The 19,312-nt window shown below is 62.7% G+C and carries 15 protein-coding genes; 9 read left to right on the top strand and 6 right to left on the bottom strand.

The window, feature by feature from the left end; all coding sequences use genetic code 11:
- Positions 1 to 2 precede the first annotated feature (2 nt).
- Positions 3 to 3,773, top strand: a complete 3,771-nt coding sequence (locus tag LPA34_RS13740; protein WP_228978959.1) for an ATP-binding protein — start codon at positions 3 to 5, stop codon at positions 3,771 to 3,773.
- A 178-nt stretch (positions 3,774 to 3,951) separates the two neighbouring features.
- Here the strand turns inward: LPA34_RS13740 and LPA34_RS13735 are convergent, their stop codons facing one another.
- Positions 3,952 to 4,887, bottom strand: a complete 936-nt coding sequence (locus LPA34_RS13735; RefSeq protein ID WP_228978958.1) for a LysR family transcriptional regulator — start codon at positions 4,885 to 4,887, stop codon at positions 3,952 to 3,954.
- Positions 4,888 to 5,316: 429 nt separating this feature from the next.
- On the opposite strand from LPA34_RS13735, the gene LPA34_RS13730 reads away from it, so the two are divergent.
- The 3 genes from LPA34_RS13730 to LPA34_RS13720 all read left to right on the top strand — a co-directional run bounded on the left by LPA34_RS13730 (position 5,317) and on the right by LPA34_RS13720 (position 8,149).
- On the top strand, positions 5,317 to 6,444 hold the full coding sequence (locus LPA34_RS13730; RefSeq protein WP_228978955.1) for a porin: 1,128 nt from the start codon (positions 5,317 to 5,319) through the stop codon (positions 6,442 to 6,444).
- Between the two features lie 179 nt (positions 6,445 to 6,623).
- Positions 6,624 to 7,058, top strand: a complete 435-nt coding sequence (locus LPA34_RS13725) for a CHRD domain-containing protein (RefSeq protein ID WP_228978953.1) — start codon at positions 6,624 to 6,626, stop codon at positions 7,056 to 7,058.
- Between the two features lie 125 nt (positions 7,059 to 7,183).
- Positions 7,184 to 8,149 (top strand): alpha/beta hydrolase, encoded by a 966-nt coding sequence (locus tag LPA34_RS13720; RefSeq protein ID WP_228978951.1) that lies wholly within the window; start codon positions 7,184 to 7,186, stop codon positions 8,147 to 8,149.
- Here LPA34_RS13720 and LPA34_RS13715 read toward each other — a convergent pair.
- The gene (locus tag LPA34_RS13715; protein ID WP_228978949.1) at positions 8,119 to 8,961 is read right to left on the bottom strand and encodes an EcsC family protein; all 843 of its coding nucleotides are present in this window, start codon (positions 8,959 to 8,961) and stop codon (positions 8,119 to 8,121) included. The two genes, LPA34_RS13720 and LPA34_RS13715, sit on opposite strands and share 31 nt — an antisense overlap.
- 138 nt (positions 8,962 to 9,099) lie before the next feature.
- Between LPA34_RS13715 and LPA34_RS13710 the strand changes: the two genes are divergently transcribed.
- Positions 9,100 to 10,695, top strand: a complete 1,596-nt coding sequence (locus LPA34_RS13710; RefSeq protein ID WP_228978947.1) for an MDR family MFS transporter — start codon at positions 9,100 to 9,102, stop codon at positions 10,693 to 10,695.
- Positions 10,696 to 10,724: 29 nt separating this feature from the next.
- Entirely contained in the window at positions 10,725 to 11,177 is a 453-nt protein-coding gene (locus LPA34_RS13705) for a MarR family winged helix-turn-helix transcriptional regulator (RefSeq protein ID WP_228978944.1), read from the top strand.
- 90 nt (positions 11,178 to 11,267) lie between these two features.
- Here the strand turns inward: LPA34_RS13705 and LPA34_RS13700 are convergent, their stop codons facing one another.
- On the bottom strand, positions 11,268 to 12,545 hold the full coding sequence (locus LPA34_RS13700; RefSeq protein WP_228978942.1) for an amino acid deaminase: 1,278 nt from the start codon (positions 12,543 to 12,545) through the stop codon (positions 11,268 to 11,270).
- A gap of 172 nt (positions 12,546 to 12,717) precedes the next feature.
- On the opposite strand from LPA34_RS13700, the gene LPA34_RS13695 reads away from it, so the two are divergent.
- The 3 genes from LPA34_RS13695 to LPA34_RS13685 all read left to right on the top strand — a co-directional run bounded on the left by LPA34_RS13695 (position 12,718) and on the right by LPA34_RS13685 (position 15,563).
- Positions 12,718 to 13,608 carry a MurR/RpiR family transcriptional regulator gene (locus LPA34_RS13695; protein WP_228978939.1) on the top strand — a complete coding sequence of 297 codons (891 nt, stop codon included), beginning with the start codon at positions 12,718 to 12,720 and terminating at the stop codon, positions 13,606 to 13,608.
- A 3-nt stretch (positions 13,609 to 13,611) separates the two neighbouring features.
- A complete protein-coding gene (locus LPA34_RS13690) occupies positions 13,612 to 15,093 on the top strand; it encodes an N-acyl-D-amino-acid deacylase family protein (RefSeq protein ID WP_228978937.1) in 1,482 nt (493 codons plus the stop codon).
- An 83-nt stretch (positions 15,094 to 15,176) separates the two neighbouring features.
- A complete protein-coding gene (locus LPA34_RS13685) occupies positions 15,177 to 15,563 on the top strand; it encodes a RidA family protein (protein ID WP_090527857.1) in 387 nt (128 codons plus the stop codon).
- 376 nt (positions 15,564 to 15,939) lie between these two features.
- On the opposite strand, the gene queF is transcribed toward LPA34_RS13685, so the two are convergent.
- From queF to ilvA, 3 genes are read right to left on the bottom strand one after another with little or no spacing between them, the layout of a single operon-like run.
- Complete coding sequence (gene queF, locus LPA34_RS13680; protein ID WP_228978936.1) at positions 15,940 to 16,764, bottom strand: NADPH-dependent 7-cyano-7-deazaguanine reductase QueF; 825 nt, start codon at positions 16,762 to 16,764, stop codon at positions 15,940 to 15,942.
- Positions 16,761 to 17,678 carry a 5'-nucleotidase gene (locus tag LPA34_RS13675; protein ID WP_228978933.1) on the bottom strand — a complete coding sequence of 306 codons (918 nt, stop codon included), beginning with the start codon at positions 17,676 to 17,678 and terminating at the stop codon, positions 16,761 to 16,763. The genes queF and LPA34_RS13675 overlap by 4 nt, the downstream gene beginning before the upstream one ends.
- 21 nt (positions 17,679 to 17,699) lie before the next feature.
- Positions 17,700 to 19,223 (bottom strand): threonine ammonia-lyase, biosynthetic, encoded by a 1,524-nt coding sequence (gene ilvA / locus LPA34_RS13670; protein ID WP_228978932.1) that lies wholly within the window; start codon positions 19,221 to 19,223, stop codon positions 17,700 to 17,702.
- Positions 19,224 to 19,312 lie beyond the last annotated feature (89 nt).

Below are 19,312 nucleotides of genomic sequence, written 5' to 3'. Positions count from 1 at the left end.
AAATGAAGATTCAGTTCGCGTTTTCGCGGCGGGACCTCGTGCAGCGTGTGATGCATTGCATGCTGGTTTGCGTGGTGTTCGCGTTTGCGTCGGTTGCTCACGTCGCGCTCGCAGTTGTGCCGTTGGAGTCCGCATCGGCCACGCTGACCGATGTATCCACGGCCGGATTGACCATCGGCGTGCTCGCGGGCGGCTGGGCCCCGTTCGAGAGCGTCAATGGCGCGAATCTGAACGGCCTGAGCGTCGACTATCTGCGTGCGCTCACCGGCCCGGGCGTGAGGCTCGAAACCCGCACGTACGCCGACATGCCGCAACTGCTCGACGCCGCGTGCGAAGGGCAGATCGACGTTCTGATGAGCGTCGCACGCACGCCTGAGCGCGATCGTTGCCTGTTGTTCACTGCGCCGTACTTTCGTGCGCCGTTATCCGTGGTGACGCGCGAGGAGCGCAGCGCGTCCTTCACGCGCAGCCAGTTGCAGGGCGCCCGTCTCGCAATCGAAAAGGGTTTCGCGCTTGAGGGCTTCCTTGCCGCGCGCTATCCACACGCCCACGTTCTCACCTATACCGATACGCTGGCCGCACTCGCTGCCGTCGAACGTCGCGAAGCCGATGCGTATCTCGGCTTCGCGCCCGCGGTCCGTTCGCAGCTTTCCAGTGGCGCATTCGCTCACCTCGATGTCGCGTTCGACGAGACAGGGCGTACCGGCGAATTGCGCTTCGCCGTACCGCGCCAGCGTCCCGCGCTGCGCGACGATCTCGATCGCGCGCTGTCGGCGATGTCGCAGGATGAGCGGCATCGTATCCGCAACCGGTGGATCGTTCCGTCCGCGCCACTGCGCGGAATCGGGTCGGTCAGCGCGATGCGTCTGCTGCCGTTTCTGATCGCGATCGGCGTAATCCTGTTTGTGACGTTGCGCGCTTATGCACTGCTGCAACGTGAAATGCGACTGCGCAAGCGTACCGAGCGCGAACTCGCGACACAGCTCAATTTCCAGCAGACGATGATGGAGATGGTGCCTTACCCGCTCGTCGCGAAGGATCTCGACGGGCGGTACATCGCCGTCAATCGTGCGTATGAGGCGTCCACAGGACTCGCCCGCTCAGCGGTGATCGGCCGGACGAGCCTCGATGTTCAGGCCTGGGGCGCCGCGAACAGCGTGAGTCTCGACCACATGACGCGACGCACGCTCGAAAGCGGCGCGTGGCAGCAGATCGAGCTGGAATTCACCGGCCGCGCGGGCGACGTTCGACACGGCCTGTTCTGGACATGCATGTGCACGGGCATCGACGGCACGCCTTCGTGCGTGCTTGGGACACTCGTCGATATCACCGATATCCGTAACGTGGAAGTGCTCGCGCACGAAACCGAGCGGCGCCTCTTCGACGTCACGCGTTCGCTTCCGGCCGTTGTGTTCCAGTTGCGTCGCGACCCGTCCGGCGCATATTCCTTTCTCTACGTGGGCGGCGACACGCAGGGCCTGCTGGGCAACGATGGCCGCGCGCTGACCGAACCGGGCAGCCTCGATTTCAGGCGCGTCTGTGCGGAAGATCGACGCACGTTGATGGTTGCCCTCGTGCGCTCGGCGCGCTCGCTGCAGCCGGTTCACGTCGAATTTCGCCTCGACGGCGGCGCGCCCGGTTTTCGCTGGGTGCATGCGGAACTGGTGCCGCGTCGCGAGGCGGCGCACAGCATCGTGTGGAGTGGCTACGGCGTCGACGCGAGCGCCGATCACGCCCGCGCCGACGAACTGGCGCGCGCGCGGGACGTCGCCGAAGCGGCATCGCGCGCGAAGGACGATTTTCTCGCGATGATGAGTCACGAAATCCGCACGCCGATGAACGGCGTGCTGGGTCTCGTCGAAGTGCTGGAACGTACGCCGCTCAACGCCGATCAGGGCGAGATGCTCGGCATGATCCACGAGTCGGCGGGCGCGCTGCTGCAGATTCTCGATGATCTGCTCGATTATTCGAAGATCGAGGCGGGCCGGCTCACAATCGAATCGGAGCCGGTCGAACTGCGCGAACTGGTCGACAACGCAGTCGGGCTGCTTGCGGGGCGTGCGCACGAAAAAGGACTGAAAGTGCGTGTCGACGTCGAGCCCGATGTGGCCGCGAGTTTGCGCGGCGACAGCGTGCGGCTGCGACAGATTCTCTTCAATCTGCTTGGCAACGCGATCAAGTTCACGCCAGCCGGCGAGGTGGACGTGCGGGTCGCGTTGCGTGAGCAGACGGACAGCGTGCAGACCGTCGATATCGTCGTCGAAGATACGGGCATTGGCATCGCGCCGGACGTGCAGGCGCGACTTTTCGAGCCGTTCGTGCAGGCCGAATCGTCGACGACACGGCGATTCGGCGGCACGGGACTCGGGCTGACGATCTGCCGCAAGCTGGTCGATCTGATGGACGGCACGCTCGAGCTGCAGAGCACGCCTGGAACCGGCACGCGCATGACACTGCGGCTCGCGATGCCGGTCGAACGAAAAAGCCATACCGCTGGCCGGTTGCGGGGTAAACGCGGCATGGTTGTCATCGCCGACACGCAGGTGGCCGAGGCGATGATGCACTTCGGCGAGGCGCTTGGGCTTGCGCTGGAGCGCGTCTCGCCGGCCGCGCTCGACAATTCTACGTCTGCGATGTTCGCCGCTGTCGATCTGCTTTTCATCGTTGAAGGCCTGGTCATCCCGAACGAGGTTCCCTCGCATGTGCGCGTGGTGTGCCTGACGGAAAAGCCGAAGCCGACGGGTTATCGCATCGTTGACGACAACGTCAGGCTCAGTATCAATCCGATTTCATGGCGCGGGCTGGGCGCGGCGTGCGCAGCGGCGCTGAGCGGCCTCGCAGGCGTGCCCTCGCGGCAGACCGACGCGATCGAAACCGGGGGCGTCGAGCCCGATCGCGAGCGCGCGATGGCGAGCGGGCGGCTCGTGCTCGTGGCCGAAGATCATCCGGTCAACCAGGAACTGATCCGTCATCAGCTCGCGCTGCTCGGCTTCGCGTGCGACGTGGTCGATGACGGCGCCGAAGCCCTCGCCGCACTTGAGCGCACGCACTACGGTTTTCTGATAACCGATTGTCACATGCCGAATCTGTCGGGCTACGAACTGGCGCGGGAAGTGCGTTCGCGTGAAGGCAGACACGGAAAGGGCGATGCGATGCGGCTGCCGATTCTCGGCATCACCGCCAACACCGCGCCGGAAGACTTGCGGGCTTGCCGCGAAGCCGGGATGGACGACTGCCTTGTCAAGCCCACGCGTCTTGCCACCTTGCGCGATTATCTCGCGCGCTGGTTTGGCGCGGATATCACGCGTGAGCCGGGCGAAACCTCGCAGATAACGGACGTCGATGACACATCCTTGACGGGTCGTTCTACGCCCCTGCCGACGCGCGCATTCGTGCCGGTCGACCTCGCTTATATGACCCAGTTGTGGGGAAGCGAGTCGACGGTAAAGTCGCTGCTCGATGCGTTTGTCTCCGCGGTGCGCGACGACCTGCGCGCGTTGCCAATGTTACTGGAAGGCATCGACAAGGCGTCGCCCGTCGATTCGTCACCCGTCGATTCACCGGACATCGAACCGTTGCGGGAGTGGCACCACCGCGTGACGGGTGCTGCGGGTGTGCTGCAGTATCCGCCATTGCTCGAGTTACTGGAGCGGTACCGGCAAGGGATGCAGCAGTGGCCGTCCGCACAGCTTCGCGCGGAGGGGCACGCACTCGTCGCGCAGTGCGGGACGATTCTGGACGGTATCGAAGAGCAGGCGGCACTGCTCGCCTGATGATGTGTGACGCGACTGTGTCACGGCAAGAAAGACAACGTGACCAGCGCGGTACAGACGAAAAAAACGCGGCCGTAGCCGCGTTAAAGGTTTGGAGACATCCTTCGATGAAGGAGTCGCTTCTCGCAGGTCGGAGAGTACGCGTTCCGTGCCGAAAGATTGAGACCAGATTCTGCAATTAACTATTGGAATATATGGAAAGGTGCGCGGGCGGCAGGCCGGCGCGGAAGTAATTCACCGTGAAATCCACGAACGAACGCGTCTTGGCCGATACGTGGCGACGACCCGGATAGACGAGCGATAGCTCCTTGTCAGCATCGAGGATGCGCCAGTCGGGTAGCACGCGTACCAGCACGCCTTGCGCGAGATCCGCCGCGACGTGGTTCCCGGGAAGAATCGTGATGCCCATGTCCGCCAGCGCGGCCTGCCGGAGCATGACCGAATTGTTGACTGCATAAGCGGGGTTAAGACTTACCGTCTGAGCGTGCCCGTCCGCGTGTGCGAAGCGCCAGGTCGAACTGTGAATGTCGGCTGACGGCGCCAGAAAGGTGTGCGTGACCAGCTGGTCGGGTTGCTCCGGCGCGGGATACGTCTCCAGATAACGCGCGGACGCGACGGCGACCGGATGCACCTTGAATAGCGGACGCCGGATCATGGTTTCGCTGCTGATTTGCCCCGGTACGACGATGCCGGCATCGAAGCCTTCTTCGATCAGATCGACCGGCCGGTGCAACAGCGTGACCGACAGCTTCACCTTCGGATGCTGCGCGTGATAGTGCTGCAGCAGCGGTGTCAGACCGAAGAGCGAGAACGACGCCACAGCGACGAGCTTGAGCGTTCCCGAGGGCTCGCTGGCACTGCGCGCAACCTGCGATTCCACCGTCTCGATCTGGTCGAGCACCTGACGGCAGCCATCTGCATATTCATGGCCGGCTTCGGTCAGCGAAAGGCTGCGCGTGGTGCGGTTGACGAGCCGCGTGTCCAGATGCGTTTCCAGCAGCGCGACATAGCGTGTCACCACGGCATTCGACAGACCGAGACTTGCGGCGGCGCGCCCGAACGAATTATTCTCCGCGACCTGAAGAAAGACGCGCATGGCCTGAAGCAGATTCATCGACAGTTCTTATACCGGAAAGCACGCGTGTAGCGCGTGAAAGAGCGGGATGCTAGATGAGTGTGCTCACTCTCGAAACGGGAATTCTCTGAAACATTCGCAAGGACTCACGTATCCCGATTTAATCGAAAAAATGCGTGTGGCGCATCGACAACGCTTTATCTAGATAAGTATGGCGAAATAAATATAGAGACAAGAGAAAATCCTTTGTCATCAAGATCAATACACGCAAGGTCGCGCGGTTTTTGAATAAATCAAAAAATGTTTTGTGCGCTTGCGAGTGGCCTCGATAAAACCCAGCCCCCACACTTTGACACGCAGATAGAACCGGTAACGGTCCAGGCCTCGTGTGCGTACCGATACCGCCCAGGCCTGAAGTTGCGCCACGCAATCAATCGAGTCAGTCGACTCAGTATCAAGGGGCTTTACATGAAAAAAACTCTGGTTCTCGCGGCTGTGTCCGCAACTTTCGCCACCGCCGCCAGCGCGCAGAGCAGCGTCACGCTGTACGGTGTGATCGACGCAGGCTTCACGTACGTCCAGAATGAACGCACGAGCGTGACCGATCCGGACGCGCACGGCCCCGCTTACCGTATGACGGGCGGCAATCTTCAGGGTAGCCGCTGGGGCATGCGCGGCGCGGAAGATCTCGGTGGTGGCATGAAGGCCGTGTTCACCCTCGAAAGCGGCTTCGACGTCATGAACGGTCACAACGACGTGAATAACAAGCTGTTCAACCGTCAGGCGTTCGTGGGTCTGTCGAGCGATTACGGCACGCTGACGATGGGTCGCCAGTACGACTCCGTGGTCGACTACCTCGGGCCGCTCACGGCGACGGGCAGCTGGGGCGGCACGTATTTCGCGCACCCGGGCGACAACGACAATGCGAACAACTCGATCCGGATGAACAACTCGGTCAAATATCAGAGCGCGAACTACGCGGGCCTGTCGTTTAGCGGCCTGTACGCGTTCTCGAACCAGACCGACGGTTTCGCGGACAACCGCGCGTACAGCGTCGGTGCCGGCTACCAGGCAGGCGGCCTGAAACTGGGCGCGGCTTACCTGCAGATTCAAGGCTCGAACCTGAACAGCAGCGGCGCCGTGCAGGACGGTCCGTTCGCGGGCAACGCCGTGACTAGCCAGACGCAGCGCACGTGGGGTCTCGGCGGTAGCTACGAGTTCGGTGCCGCGACTGTCGGCATGGTGTACACGCAAAGTCGCTATCAGTTCGCATACGGCGACGGTTCGATCCGCTTCAACAACTACGAAATCAACGCGCGCTACAACCTGACGCCGGCACTGGCAGTGGGTGCGGCCTATACGTACACGCAGGCCGTGGAGTCGACGCTCAACGCAGCGAATACGTCCAGCCACTGGAACCAGTTCGGCCTGCAGGCGGACTACGCGTTGTCCAGGCGCACGGATATCTATGCGGAAGGCGTGATGTCGGCCGGTGGCAACGGCGCATTGATCCCGACGCAGGTCTTCGGTACGAATGCGCCGTCGAGCTCGCGTAACCAGATCGTGGTCACGACGGGTCTGCGTCACCGCGTCTAAATCGCTTCCGCGTAGCGTGCAAGCCACGCAGGGAGTGAGAAAAAGCACCGTTCGCGGTGCTTTTTTTGCTCTGAGCCGGCGAACACGTGACCACAAACGACTCCGGCGGATTTGCACTAGTATGTGATGCGCCCCGTGCAATCGATTCCTTTACGCCCGGCGCTATACAGGAGAACTGGATGAACACGTTTCGCAGGCTGAATCTGGCTGTCGTGTTGTGGGCCTTGGCGTCGGGGGTGGCATTCGCGGATACCGTCGCGCTGAAGGCCGATCTGCAACCGTCCAGCGAAGTACCGCCGCGTGTGAGCCATGGCCACGGCGATCTGAACGCGACATTCGATACGTCGACGAAAACCCTGCAATGGACCATCACTTACGGCGACCTTTCCGGCCCGGCGACGATGGCGCATTTCCACGGTCCCGCGCCGGTCGGGCAGAACGCGAAGGTCCAGGTGCCAATCGCCAGGGACGCGCTTGCCAGTCCGATCAAGGGATCGGCGACGCTGACCGAGCAACAGGTGACGGATCTGATGGGCGGCCAGTGGTACTTCAACATCCACACGGCACAGAATCCGAGCGGTGAAATCCGCGGACAGGTGTTGCCGGCGAACTAGCTGTTCACCCGCAGCGCGGCTGGGCGTTGCGCGGCGGGCGGTCTTTGGACCCGGAGCCGACCGTCAGGCCCTGCGCCCGTGATTGCACGTACCATGACGGCTCACCTTTCGATGAGATCGACCCGATGAGCTGGCAAAGCACGCTCGCATGCTGGTTTCTGCGCAGGCAGTTCCGTCCGCGCACCCTGGACCCGGTGATCGACGTGGAGCACGCCCGCGCGCTCACCGCGAAACGTGTGTGGGCGCCGCGCGTGCCGCGCGGCTGGGCATTGCGCGAGCAGTATCGCCCGGGTGATGCGCCGATGCGTGGCGAATGGCTCGAACCGACTGCACCGTCGGACGCAGCCCGGGCTATTCCGCGACGCACGATCCTTTATCTGCACGGCGGCGGGTATTACTTCTGTTCGCCGCAATCACATCGTTCGCTCGTTTTCGAACTGGCGAGACGCGCCAGTGCGCGGACGTTTTCACTCGACTATCGTCTCGCGCCCGAGCATCGCTTTCCTGCGGCGCTCGACGACGCCGTCGCCGCCTGGCGCCAGTTGCTGACCGATGGAACGCCTGCCGGATCGATCGTGATCGCCGGCGATTCAGCGGGCGGCGGTCTTGCGCTCGCGACGCTCGTCGCGCTGCGCGATGCCGGCGATCCAATGCCGGCCGGCGGTGTGCTGTTCTCGCCATGGACGGATCTCGCCGCAACCGGCGACACGATCCGCAGCAACGATGGCCGCGACCCGATGTTCAGCGGCCCGGCCATCGCGCGTGCCGCGCAGGTTTATCTGGGCGATACGGCGGCGACGCATCCTCACGCGTCGCCGTTATACGCGGACCTGCACGGGTTGCCGCCGCTCTTCATGCAGGCCGGTGACACCGAAGTGCTGCTCGACGACACGCGACGCGTCGCCAACCGGGCACGCGAAGCCGGCGTTCACGTCGAATGCGAAATCTGGCCGGAGATGCCACACGTCTGGCAGATCTTCGCGCCGTTCATCCCGGAAGCCGGCGCGGCGCTCGACAAGGCGGCCGCGTTCGTCAACCGGGTGACGTCGGTGCGTGCGGCTCAGCCGTCGAGCGAGACATCGACCGTCTGATACGTTGCCTCGACGAGCGCCTGTCCGTACTGGCGTTCCAGCCGGCGCACGGTGAAATGGCCGTGCGCGACCTGCTGGAAATGGTCGATGAAAACCGTGTTGACCATCGCGCCCAGCACCGCGCCGATCGCGGGAATCGACTTCGCCGCGATCTGTTCGCTGACCTGCACTGAAAACCGCGAAGCGATTGTGTTGAGGAGTCGCAGCAACGCCGCCGAGCCGTGCGAGGTCATGCCTTTTGCGGCGATTTCCGAGGTCGCCTTCGATACCGACTGCGCGAGCGCGCCGCGCACGATGAAATAGCCGAGGTCGGCGTCGTCGTCGGTTTTCGACGTGCCGCCCATGCCGAGCACCGTCAGGCATTGCAGTTGCGTGTCGATATCGGACAGATCTTCACCTTCGCTGCGCGCGATGTCGCAGATCGAACGGAACATCAGCGTGGTCGTGACCGGTAACTCGACCGGCAGCGCGAACAGGCCGAACGCGCCACCTGCCGCGCCGGTCGTCGCCACGGCGAATTTGTGCAGCAGATTGCTCGGTTTGTCGGGCGCGGCGAACGGACCGGCGCCGGCTGCGCGGCCGAGCGTTTTCAAGGCGATCTGCAGGCATTTGCGCAGCGCGGCCTGCGTCGCGTCCGTCACCTTTTCGTTGGCGACGCCTGGCATGCGTGCGATCAGCTTCTCCAGCGGCGCACCGACAATGCTCGCCAGCTTCATCGCAAGCCCCGGACTTTCGAGTTCGTGTTTTGCGTGGCGCAGCGCTTTCAGATCCTCGGTCGACAGTTCCTGTGCGGCGCGGGGAATGGATTCCATGAGTCTTCCTGTGTGCTTACGTATCAGATCAATGAGGCGTTCCCAGACGACAAAGCCGCCCGTTCAGCCAGTTTAGAACCCGTCGCCGTGCTATGATTCAATATTCGTTGATCTGTCAACAGTTGCGCAATCAAAAAAATGGCTGTCCACACCGCTGCACATCATTCGAGCGGGCAAGTCCTGCCGTTCCGGGAATCGCTGATGGCGATGCTCGGCGTCTCGTTCGTCACCATGCTGGTCGCGCTCGACCAGACCGTCGTCGGCACCGCGCTGCCCACCATCGTCGCGGAACTCAAAGGGTTCGAGCTTTACGCGTGGGTCGCGACGTCGTATCTGCTCACGTCCGTGATCACCGTGCCGATCTTCGGACGTCTCGGCGACTATTACGGGCGCAAACCGTTCGTGATCGCTTCGATCATCGTGTTCACCGGCGCTTCCGTGCTGTGCGGCATGGCGAATTCCATGCTGTTCCTTGTCCTCGCGCGCGGATTGCAGGGCATCGGCGGCGGCATGCTGGTCGGCACTGCGTTCGCGTGCATTGCCGATCTCTTCCCCGATTCCGTCGTGCGGCTGCGCTGGCAGGTGCTGATGAGTTCGGCGTTCGGCATTGCGAACGCCGTCGGACCGTCGCTGGGCGGCTTCCTCACGCAGTATTACGGCTGGCGTTCGGTGTTCTACGTCAATCTGCCGGTTGGCGTCGTGTCGTTGTTTTTCGTGTGGCGCTTTCTGCCCCATCTGCGGCATGTCGAGCATGAGACCAAGATGCGGCTCGACTGGCCAGGCGCATTGCTGATCGCCGTCGCGCTCGGCTGCCTGCAACTGTTCGTCGAGCTGTTGCCGAAGCACGGTATCAGCGGTGTCGCGCCGCTCCTGCTGGCAATCAGTCTCGTGTCCGGATGGGCGTTGTGGAAGTGGGAGAAGCACTTCGCGCAGCCGATTCTTCCGCTCGACATGTTCCGCAACCGCAGCCTCTCCGCGTTGTTCACGCTTTCCGTGCTGGGCGGCTTCACCATGTTTTCGCTGCTGTTCTACGCGCCGCTGCTGTTTCAGGGCGGCTTCGGGCTTTCGCCGAAGGAAGCGGGGCTCGTCATTACGCCGCTCGTCGTGTTCATCACGATCGGCAGCATTGCGAACGGCCGGTTCGTGTCACGGATGCGCAATCCGAATCTGATGCTCTACGCGGGCTTTATGTTGCTGGCGATCTCGTGCCTTGGCGTGGTGATCGCGACGCGCGGCATGCCGCGCTCGATCCTGATGACGTTCATGATCCTCGGCGGCATGGGTCTCGGTTTCGTGATGCCGAACCTGACGATCTTCGCGCAGCAGACGGCCGGCCGCGAACATCTTGGTATCGCGACGGCGCTGCTGCAATCGCTTCGGATGATCGGCGGCATGCTCGGGACGGCGCTGACCGGCACGTTCGTGAGCCACATGTACGCAAGCGGCGTGCGCACCGCGCTGGAAAACGATCACGCGACGCAATGGTTCGACGATCTCGGCGATCCGCAGATCCTGATCAATCACGAAGCACAGGTGCCGCTGCTGAGCCAGCTGGCCCACGCCGGCCACAACGGCGCGCTGCTGCTCGAAGCGGCGCGCGAATCGCTCGTTTCGGCGATCCACATCGGCCTTGCCGTGGCGGCAGTGATCGCCGTTGCTTCGGTGTGGCTGAGTCGCCGTGTGCCGCCAATCAAGCTTGTCCGTCATGTCGAACCAGTGATTCACGTCGACTGACAACCCGACCGCCGCTCTATCGATAAATCATGGAAGAACAGGATCGCATCGCCATCATCCAGCAGTTCGGACGCACGTACCGGACGTTCATGTCGGCGTTCGAGGCGCACGTCGGCCATCCGATGCCACGCTGGCGCATTCTGCTGGCGCTGCACGGTCAGGCGGGCGAGTCGTCGCAGAAGCGGCTGGTCGAGCACCTGCAGGTCGATCCGGGCGCACTGACGCGGCAACTCAAGACGCTCGAAGGCATGGGCTGGATCGCGCGCAGCATGGACGCGCGCGATAACCGCGTGACGAACGTGAAACTGACGCCGGTGGGACGCACTGCCATCGAAGCCAGCATGCCGCGGCGCAATACGTTTCTTCACGAGACGATCGCGACGCTGCCGGACGAAGCGCTCGCCGCGCTGTCGGACGCGCTGTCGATGCTGGAAGCGCGTATCGGCGAAGTGGCCGCGACGCTGCCTGTCGAGCCCATGTGACGCCGCGCCGCGCCGATGCCTGAATGCAAAAACGCCGACGAATTGTCGGCGCTTTTACATATATGACGCACGAGGCGTGAAACGCGAGACTCAGAAGAACGTCTCGATCACTTCAGTCACGCGATACGACGGATCGACGACCAGCAACTGGCGCCATTTGTCGAACGTCAGGCACGGGTGCGAGATATCGAACGCGATCATGTCGCCGACCTTGATATCGGCGTTCATTGGAATGCGCAGATACGCGTGCTGGTCCATCAGCCCGAAGATTTCCCACTTTTCGTCTTTCGCGATCGTGCGCGGTGCCCTGGTGCCCGGACGATAGTGCTTTGCGGGTTCCGGCATGCCGGCATCGAATGCGGAATCGCGCTTGCCGAGACCGATGATCGCGCGATCCGGTTCCGGGATCGACTGCACATACGCCCACAGCTGCAGCGCAGGCAACAGCCCTTCGCCCATTTTTTTCGCAACCGGATTGCGCGCGAAGATATCGTTCTGCGCCTTCTTGTAGATGCCGACGTCGTGTGTCAGATAGCAGCCTGGACGCAGCACGATCTCGATCTGCCCTTCGGCGGATGCTTTCGCGAATTCTTCCGCCACCACGTCGTACCATGCCGAACCGGCGCCCGACAGAATGGCCGGCGTGCGCGCGAAGCGGCCTTCGCCCGAAAGCGTGCGCGTGATTTCGACCGCGCTGCGCAGGAATTCGCGGACCTGACCTTCGTCCTGCAACACGCCTTCATACAGTTCGACGCCCGCGAGCTTCAGCGAATCCGGATAACGCGCGATTGCTTCGAGCACGGCGTTGCGCTGGCCGGGGCTGCGCACGCCGGTGCGCCCGCCCGGCACGCCCAGTTCGAGCAGCACGTTCAACTGCTTGCGCACCGAGCCGAAGAACTTGCCGAGCTGCTCGACGCCGTCCGCCGAATCGACGATGCAGAAAAATTCGAATTCCGGATCGCTCAGCAGTTCCGCGATCATCATCATGTTGCGGCGGCCGACCAGCTGGTTCGCCATCAGCACGCGCTGCACGCCGCCCTGGTACGCCGCGCGCACCTGATGTGCGGTGGCGAGCGTGATGCCCCACGCACCCGTTTCCAGCTGGCGACGGAAGAGTTGCGGCGCCATCGTCGTCTTGCCGTGGGGGGCGAGCTTGACGCCGTATTCCGCGACGAACGCCTGCATCCACTTCAGGTTGTGCTCGATGCGGTCCGCGTAGAGCACGGCCGCCGGCAGGCTGACGTCCTCATCCAGCAGATTCCACTCAAGGCGCGCGGCGTCCGTCAGCTGGATACTGGCGCCCGGAACCATGCCCAAGCCCTTGCTATAAGGATCAATTGTCGCGCCCTGATAGTTTGTAACTTTCATGTACTCCTGCTCCATCGTCCAGTTAAATTGATGCAAAGTTGACAGCGATATCTTAACGAAAGTAGCATGGCTGAAGAAATGTTATTTAGTACCATGCCGGTTTCGTATGTGACAAACGTGCTATGTCGAAACGAACGATACCCCTTGCCGCGCTGCGTTCCCACCGTTTTCCATGAATTCGACTGCTGAGCCGCTCACTTTCGACATTGTCGCTCGCATCGCCGAATGCGCGCCTGAATTGCGTTCGGCCGAGCGCAAGGTCGCCGCGCTGATCCTCGACGATCTGACCGGCGCATCGCGCGCGAGCATCGGTGCGCTGGCTCAGCAGGCGGGCGTCAGTATCGCGACGGTGACGCGTTTTGCAAAGGCTGTCGGTTGCCGCGACGTGCGCGAACTGAAACTGCGGCTCGCGCAGGCCGCCGGCGTCGGGCAGCGTTTTCTGCAGACGAATGCCGTCGCGGACGCGCCCGAGCCGCTCGCCACGCGCGTTTTCGACGAACTCCAGACCACGCTTGCTCACAACCACCAGTTGCTGCGCCAGGCGCCGCTCGCCGACGCCGCGGCGGTGCTGCGCGGCGCGCGGATGATCTACGTGTTCGGCATGGGCGGCGGCTCGACCGCGCTTGCCGACGAGATGCGGTTCCGGCTGGTGCGGCTTGGCCGCCCGGTCGCGACGTATCAGGATGGATTGTTGCAGCGTATGGTGGCGAGCACCGTATCGCGCGATTGCGTCGTGGTTGCGCTGTCGACAACCGGGCGCGTGCCGGAGATGGTCGAAAACTGCCGGATCGCGCGCGATTACGGCGCGACGGTGATTGCGCTGACCGCGCCCGCGTCGCCGCTCGCGAAGCTGGCCGACTGGGTGATTCCGATCGTCGCGTTCGAGACAGACTTCATTTACAAACCGTCGTCATCCCGTTACGCGATGATGATGGCGCTGGACGTGCTCGTCACGGAGCTTGCCGTCAGCCTCGGCGACGAGAGTCGCGAGCTGTTGCGTCGCATGAAACACGCGCTCGACGCCCATCGCGGTGGCGGCGAACGACAACCGCTAGGAGATTGATCCATGCATTCGCATCCCGAAGCCGCCGATACGCTGATTGTCGGCGCGCAGCTTTACGACGGCACCGGCGCGCCGCCGGTCGAGCGTGACGTCGCGGTGCGCGACGGCAGGATTGTCGCGATCGGCAACCTGTCGAACTGGCTCGCCGAAGACGTCGTCGAGGCGAACGGCCGCGCGCTGGCACCCGGCTTCATCGACGTCCACACGCACGACGACACGCACGTGATCCGTTCGCCGCAGATGCTGCCGAAGATCACGCAGGGCGTGACGACGGTGATCGTCGGGAATTGCGGGATCAGCGCTTCGCCGGTGGCGTTGAAGGGCGAGCCGCCTGATCCGATGAACCTGCTCGGCGAGCGCGATGCGTTCAGATATCCGACGTTCGCCGCGTACGTCGAGGCCGTGAACGCGGCGCGTCCGGCGGTCAACGTGGGTGCGCTGATCGGCCATACGGCGCTGCGCAACAACCAGATGGACCGGCTGGACCGTGCGGCGACGGCGCAGGAAATCGAAGGCATGGTCGCGCAACTCGAAGAGGCGCTGTCGAACGGCGCGCTCGGTCTGAGCAGCGGCCTTGCTTACGGATCGGCGTTTTCCGCGCCGACCGAAGAAGTGATGGCGCTGGCCGAGCCGCTTGCCGCGGCGGGCGCGTTGTACACGACGCACATGCGTACCGAGTTCGACGCGATTCTCGATGCGATGGACGAGGCGTACAGGGTCGGGCGTCATGCGCGCGTGCCGGTGATCATTTCGCATCTGAAATGCGCGGGGCCGTCGAACTGGGGGCGCAGCGCCGAGGTGCTCGATTCGCTGGAGGGGGCGCGTCGTCTGCAGCCGATTGGCTGCGACTGCTATCCGTACAACCGGAGTTCGTCGACGCTCGATCTGAAGCAGGTGACGGGCGACATCGACATCACGATCACGTGGTCGGAGCCGCATCCCGAGATGGCGGGCAAGCTCGTGAAGGAGATTGCCGCCGAATGGGGCGTGACGCAGCAGGAGGCGGGCAAGCGGCTGCAGCCGGCGGGCGCGGTGTACCACAACATGTCCGAGGACGACGTGCGACGCATCCTGTCGCATCCCGCGACGATGGTGGGTTCGGATGGTTTGCCGAACGATCCATTGCCGCATCCGCGGTTGTGGGGCGCGTTTCCGCGTGTGTTGGGACACTATGCGCGCGATACGGGTTTGATTCCGCTGGAAGAGGCGGTGCGCAAGATGACCGGATTGTCCGCGCGGCGGTTTGGTCTTGCGCAACGCGGAGAGGTGCATGTTGGGTATCACGCCGATCTCGTGCTGTTCGACCCGGCGCGGGTACGTGACGCGGCGACGTTCGAGAAGCCGCAGCAGGCTGCTGACGGTATCGACGCGGTGTGGGTGAACGGCGTGTTGTCGTATCGGGATGGGCAGCCGACTGGCGAGCGGGCAGGGCATTTTGTTGCGCGCGGCGCGGCGTCGAAGGGTGATGCGGCGGGCGGGTTCTGATTTTCTGGTTTTTTGCTGGTTGTTAACTTTTATGGTGTGGCTGGTTTGTCTGGCTTCGCCGGTTTTGATTGAGGAGTGATGTGATGAAGCGTTATGGCGTGGAAGGTGGAAAGGGTACCGGTGGGCAGCATATGCCTTTTGCTCGCGCGGTCGAAGCGGACGGCTGGCTGTTTGTTTCTGGCCAGACGCCGATGGAGAACGGCGAAGTGATCAACGGCGGCATCGTTGAGCAATCGCACAAGGCGATTCAGAACGTTTTTGCCATTCTCAAGGAAGCTGGATATGGGGCTGAGCACGTCGTGCGGTGTGGGGTGTGGCTCGATGATCCGCGCGATTTTGCTTCTTTCAATAAGGTGTTTCGTGAGTATTTTGGCGAGAATCCGCCTGCGCGGGCTTGTGTTGTGTCCAGCATGGTGATCGATTGCCGGGTGGAAGTGGATTGTGTCGCTTATAAGGCGCCTGGCGGCTAGGGGTTTGGTTTTTTGTTGTTTTTGCTTTGGCCTTTTCTTGTTCTGGGTTTTTGGCCTTTCCTTGCTTTGCTTTTGGTCTATTAGCGTCGCCCCTGTGCGGGGCGGCACCTACTTTTCTTTGTCCCCCAAGGGGACTTCCTTCGGGGCGTCTTCCAAAGAAAAGTAGGCAAAAGAAAGGCGCTTCGAAAACTCACCTTTTCCTGGTGCGTCATTCATCGAGAATGGCAACCCATGAAGTGTCGCCCTCAAATCCCAGGCCGCCCCGCACAGGGGCAACATTAATAGACCAAATGCAAAACAAGGAAAGGCCAAAAAGCCAGAAGAACAAAATGCCGCCCTGCCAAAGGGGCCAAAAAAATCCAGAACAACAAAAAAATCACTGCCGCGCGGTACGCAAATTATCCGGCATGGGCAAATTAAAGTTAGTACGAAAAGGATTGATATCAAGCCCGCCGCGCCGCGTATAGCGCGCATAAACCGCCAGCTTGACAGGCCGGCAGGCCCTCGCCACATCGACAAAAATCCGCTCGACGCATTGTTCATGAAACCCGGTATGGTTGCGGTAGGAAATAATGTACCGCAATAACCCCGCATGATCGATCTGCGGACCGACATAATGAATCTGCACGCTGCCCCAGTCCGGCTGCCCGGTCACAGGGCAATTCGACTTCAGCAGATTCGAGAACACCGTCTCCTCGACAGGCGCCTCATCCAGAGCAGCAGTCAAAAACGAAGGCTCCGGATGGTACACAGACGTATCCAGATCCAGCCGGTCCAGCGACAACCCTTCGAACTCCTCAAGCGCAAGCTTGCCAAATTCAGCCGGCGGCGCGAGATGCAAGGAAACCGATGCGCCACTCGCAGCCGACACATCCCGCCTGATCGTCTCGCGTACGACGTCGATCGACTCGAACGCCGTGTGCGCAAACGAGCCAAGGTAAAGCTTGAACGACTTCGACTCGACAATATTCGGCGAATCGGCCGGAATAAAGAACGTCGCCACCGCGATCTGTGGCTTGCCCCGCGCGTTCAGCCACGAAAGCTCATACGCATTCCAGATGTCCGTGCCGAAGAACGGCAACTGCGCGCCAATGCCGATCGGCTCGCGCGCAACACCGCGCGCAATCGGGAAGAGCAGCGATGCGTCGTACTGTTCCGTATAGGAAGAAGGTTTGCCAAGCGGCGATTGTTCAGGTGTCATGATGCGTTCACGATGCCACTCACGACGTGCCCGGTCGCCGTAACCACGCGGGCCGATTCGCAATGGCGGATCTGGTCGTCGAAGAAAAAGTCCGGCTCGAACTCGCGCAGGAACTCACCCTTGTCGAGCCCACCGAGGAACATCGCTTCGTCGATTTCGATGTTCCATTGCATCAGCGTCCGGATCGCGCGCTCATGCGCGGGCGCGGAGCGCGCCGTCACCAGCGCGGTACGGATACGCATCGGCGCGCTCTGCGTCGGCGCGGCCTCGCCAGCCAGTTTCTGCAGACGATGCAGCGCGCCCAGCAGCGGCTTTAGCGGTCCGTCCGCGAGCGGCAGATCCTTCTTGTCAGTCTCGTGACCGATAAACGCGCCCAGCCCCTCCTTCTGGAACACGCGCTCGGCCTCGTCGGAAAACAGCACGGCGTCGCCGTCGAAGGCAATGCGAATCTCGTCTGGATGTCTGCTTGCCATTTTCGCCGATTCCGGCAGCACGCGCGCAGCCGGAAATCCGGCAGCCAGTGCGTCGCGCACGTCGTCCTGATTCGCGGACAGAAAGAGCGATGCGTTCAGCGGCTTCAGGTAGCCGAACGGCGCGCGCCCACGCGTGAACACGCCGCGCTCGATCGCAAGGCCATGCTCGCGGCACGAACTGAACGCGCGCAATCCGCTGATCGGATCGCTGCGCGACAGGATCACGACCTCCACGCGATGCGCGCCCTCGTTCAGCGCCAGCAACTTGCGAATCAGCGCAAACGCGACGCCCGGTCGTGCCGGCACGTTCAGACGCTGACGCTGCAATGCCTCGTAAGCCTGCAGGTCGCCGGCTTCGTAGACGCGGTTCTCTTCCTCGAAGTCGAACAGCGCCCGCGATGAAATCGCCACGACCAGCTTGTCTTCGAGCGAAAAAGCCATATGCGTCGACGTCCCGCGCCGTCAGGAAAGGAACAGCCGGTAAACCGGATTCGCGCTTTCTTCCCAGTATGGATAACCGAGCGAACCGAGGAAGCGCGCGAACTCGCCGTTCTCCGCGCCCGGCACCTGGATGCCGACGAGGATAGAACTGTAATCGGCACCCTGATTGCGGTAGTGAAACAGGCTGATGTTCCAGTTCGGCGCCATCGACGACAGGAACTTCATCAGCGCGCCCGGCCGTTCCGGAAACTCGAAGCGGAACAGGCGTTCGTCGTGAGCAAGCGGCGAGCGGCCGCCCACCATGTAACGGATGTGCTGCTTCGAGAGTTCGTCGTGCGTCAGGTCGACGGTCGCGAAACCGTGTTCCTCGAACGTTGTCGCGATCTCAGCCGATTCGCCGCGGTTCCTGATCTGCACGCCGACGAAGATGTGCGCCGAACTGGCATCCGCGATCCGGTAGTTGAATTCGGTCACGCTGCGTGTGCCGACCAGTTCGCAAAAGCGTCTGAAGCTGCCGCGCTCCTCGGGAATCGTGACGGCGAACACCGCCTCGCGCGCCTCGCCCACTTCGGCACGCTCCGCGACGAAGCGCATCCGGTCGAAATTCATGTTGGCGCCGGACGTGATCGCGACGAACGTCTGCCCCTCGATGCCTTCGCGTTCCGCGTACTGCTTCGCGCCCGCTACCGCGAGCGCGCCCGCCGGCTCCAGCACGCTGCGCGTGTCCTGGAAGACATCCTTGATGGCGGCGCACAGCGCGTCGGTGTTCACGACCAGCACGTCGTCGAGGTACTCGCTGCACAGGCGGAACGTTTCTTCGCCGACCAGCTTCACCGCGGTGCCATCGGAGAAGAGACCGACTTCGTTCAGCGTGACGCGCTTTTTCGCCTTCAACGATTCGGCCATCGCGCACGAATCCTCAGTCTGCACGCCGATAACCTTGATCTCGGGGCGCACCGCCTTGACGTAGGCCGCGACGCCTGCCGCAAGACCGCCACCGCCGATCGGCACGAAGATCGCGTGCAGCGGCCCCTGGTGCTGGCGCAGGATCTCCATCGCGACGGTGCCCTGGCCGGCGATCACGTACGGATCGTCGAACGGATGCACGAACGTGAGTCCGCGTTCTTCCTGGAGTTGCGTGGCGTGCCCGTAGGCGTCGCTAAACGATTCGCCGAACTGCACGACTTCGACGGTCGGGCCACCGTGGGCGCGCACCGCGTCGACTTTCACCTGAGGTGTCGTGACAGGCACCACGATGATCGCCTTCACGCCAAGCCGCGCCGCAGACAGCGCCACGCCCTGCGCGTGATTGCCCGCCGATGCCGTGATGATGCCGCGTTCCAGCGCATCGGCCGGCAGGTTCACCATCTTGTTGTACGCGCCGCGCAGCTTGAATGAGAAAACCGGCTGATTGTCCTCACGCTTTAGATAAATCGGGTTGCGCAACCGTGCCGACAGATTCGGCGCACGTTCGAGCTCGGTCTCGCGGGCCACGTCGTAGACGCGCGCGGTCAGGGTTTTCTTCAGATAGTCGTGGGAAGCCATGCGGGTGGCGCGCAACGCGCTTTGCGGGACAGGAAAGGGCTAATGATAGCGCCAACCGTCGTCCGGCTGGCTCTGGGGGCGCGAGCGCC

Origin of the sequence: Paraburkholderia gardini, assembly GCF_907164575.1 — a bacterium.
In the GTDB taxonomy this organism is placed as follows: Bacteria; Pseudomonadota; Gammaproteobacteria; order Burkholderiales; family Burkholderiaceae; genus Paraburkholderia; species Paraburkholderia gardini.
The sequence above is the reverse complement of the archived record's forward strand: the minus strand, read 5'-3'. Positions and strand labels throughout refer to the sequence as shown.

What these genes read in the sequence shown, in the direction of transcription:
- LPA34_RS13700 (WP_228978942.1), bottom strand. Translation starts at nt 12,545, where the DNA reads ATGAAAGTTACAAACTATCAGGGCGCGACAATTGATCCTTATAGCAAG.
- LPA34_RS13685 (WP_090527857.1), top strand. Translation starts at nt 15,177, where the DNA reads ATGAAGCGTTATGGCGTGGAAGGTGGAAAGGGTACCGGTGGGCAGCAT.
- LPA34_RS13740 (WP_228978959.1), top strand. Translation starts at nt 3, where the DNA reads ATGAAGATTCAGTTCGCGTTTTCGCGGCGGGACCTCGTGCAGCGTGTG.
- queF (WP_228978936.1), bottom strand. Translation starts at nt 16,764, where the DNA reads ATGACACCTGAACAATCGCCGCTTGGCAAACCTTCTTCCTATACGGAA.
- LPA34_RS13735 (WP_228978958.1), bottom strand. Translation starts at nt 4,887, where the DNA reads ATGAATCTGCTTCAGGCCATGCGCGTCTTTCTTCAGGTCGCGGAGAAT.
- LPA34_RS13730 (WP_228978955.1), top strand. Translation starts at nt 5,317, where the DNA reads ATGAAAAAAACTCTGGTTCTCGCGGCTGTGTCCGCAACTTTCGCCACC.
- ilvA (WP_228978932.1), bottom strand. Translation starts at nt 19,223, where the DNA reads ATGGCTTCCCACGACTATCTGAAGAAAACCCTGACCGCGCGCGTCTAC.
- LPA34_RS13710 (WP_228978947.1), top strand. Translation starts at nt 9,100, where the DNA reads ATGGCTGTCCACACCGCTGCACATCATTCGAGCGGGCAAGTCCTGCCG.
- LPA34_RS13695 (WP_228978939.1), top strand. Translation starts at nt 12,718, where the DNA reads ATGAATTCGACTGCTGAGCCGCTCACTTTCGACATTGTCGCTCGCATC.
- LPA34_RS13690 (WP_228978937.1), top strand. Translation starts at nt 13,612, where the DNA reads ATGCATTCGCATCCCGAAGCCGCCGATACGCTGATTGTCGGCGCGCAG.
- LPA34_RS13715 (WP_228978949.1), bottom strand. Translation starts at nt 8,961, where the DNA reads ATGGAATCCATTCCCCGCGCCGCACAGGAACTGTCGACCGAGGATCTG.
- LPA34_RS13725 (WP_228978953.1), top strand. Translation starts at nt 6,624, where the DNA reads ATGAACACGTTTCGCAGGCTGAATCTGGCTGTCGTGTTGTGGGCCTTG.
- LPA34_RS13705 (WP_228978944.1), top strand. Translation starts at nt 10,725, where the DNA reads ATGGAAGAACAGGATCGCATCGCCATCATCCAGCAGTTCGGACGCACG.
- LPA34_RS13675 (WP_228978933.1), bottom strand. Translation starts at nt 17,678, where the DNA reads ATGGCTTTTTCGCTCGAAGACAAGCTGGTCGTGGCGATTTCATCGCGG.
- LPA34_RS13720 (WP_228978951.1), top strand. Translation starts at nt 7,184, where the DNA reads ATGAGCTGGCAAAGCACGCTCGCATGCTGGTTTCTGCGCAGGCAGTTC.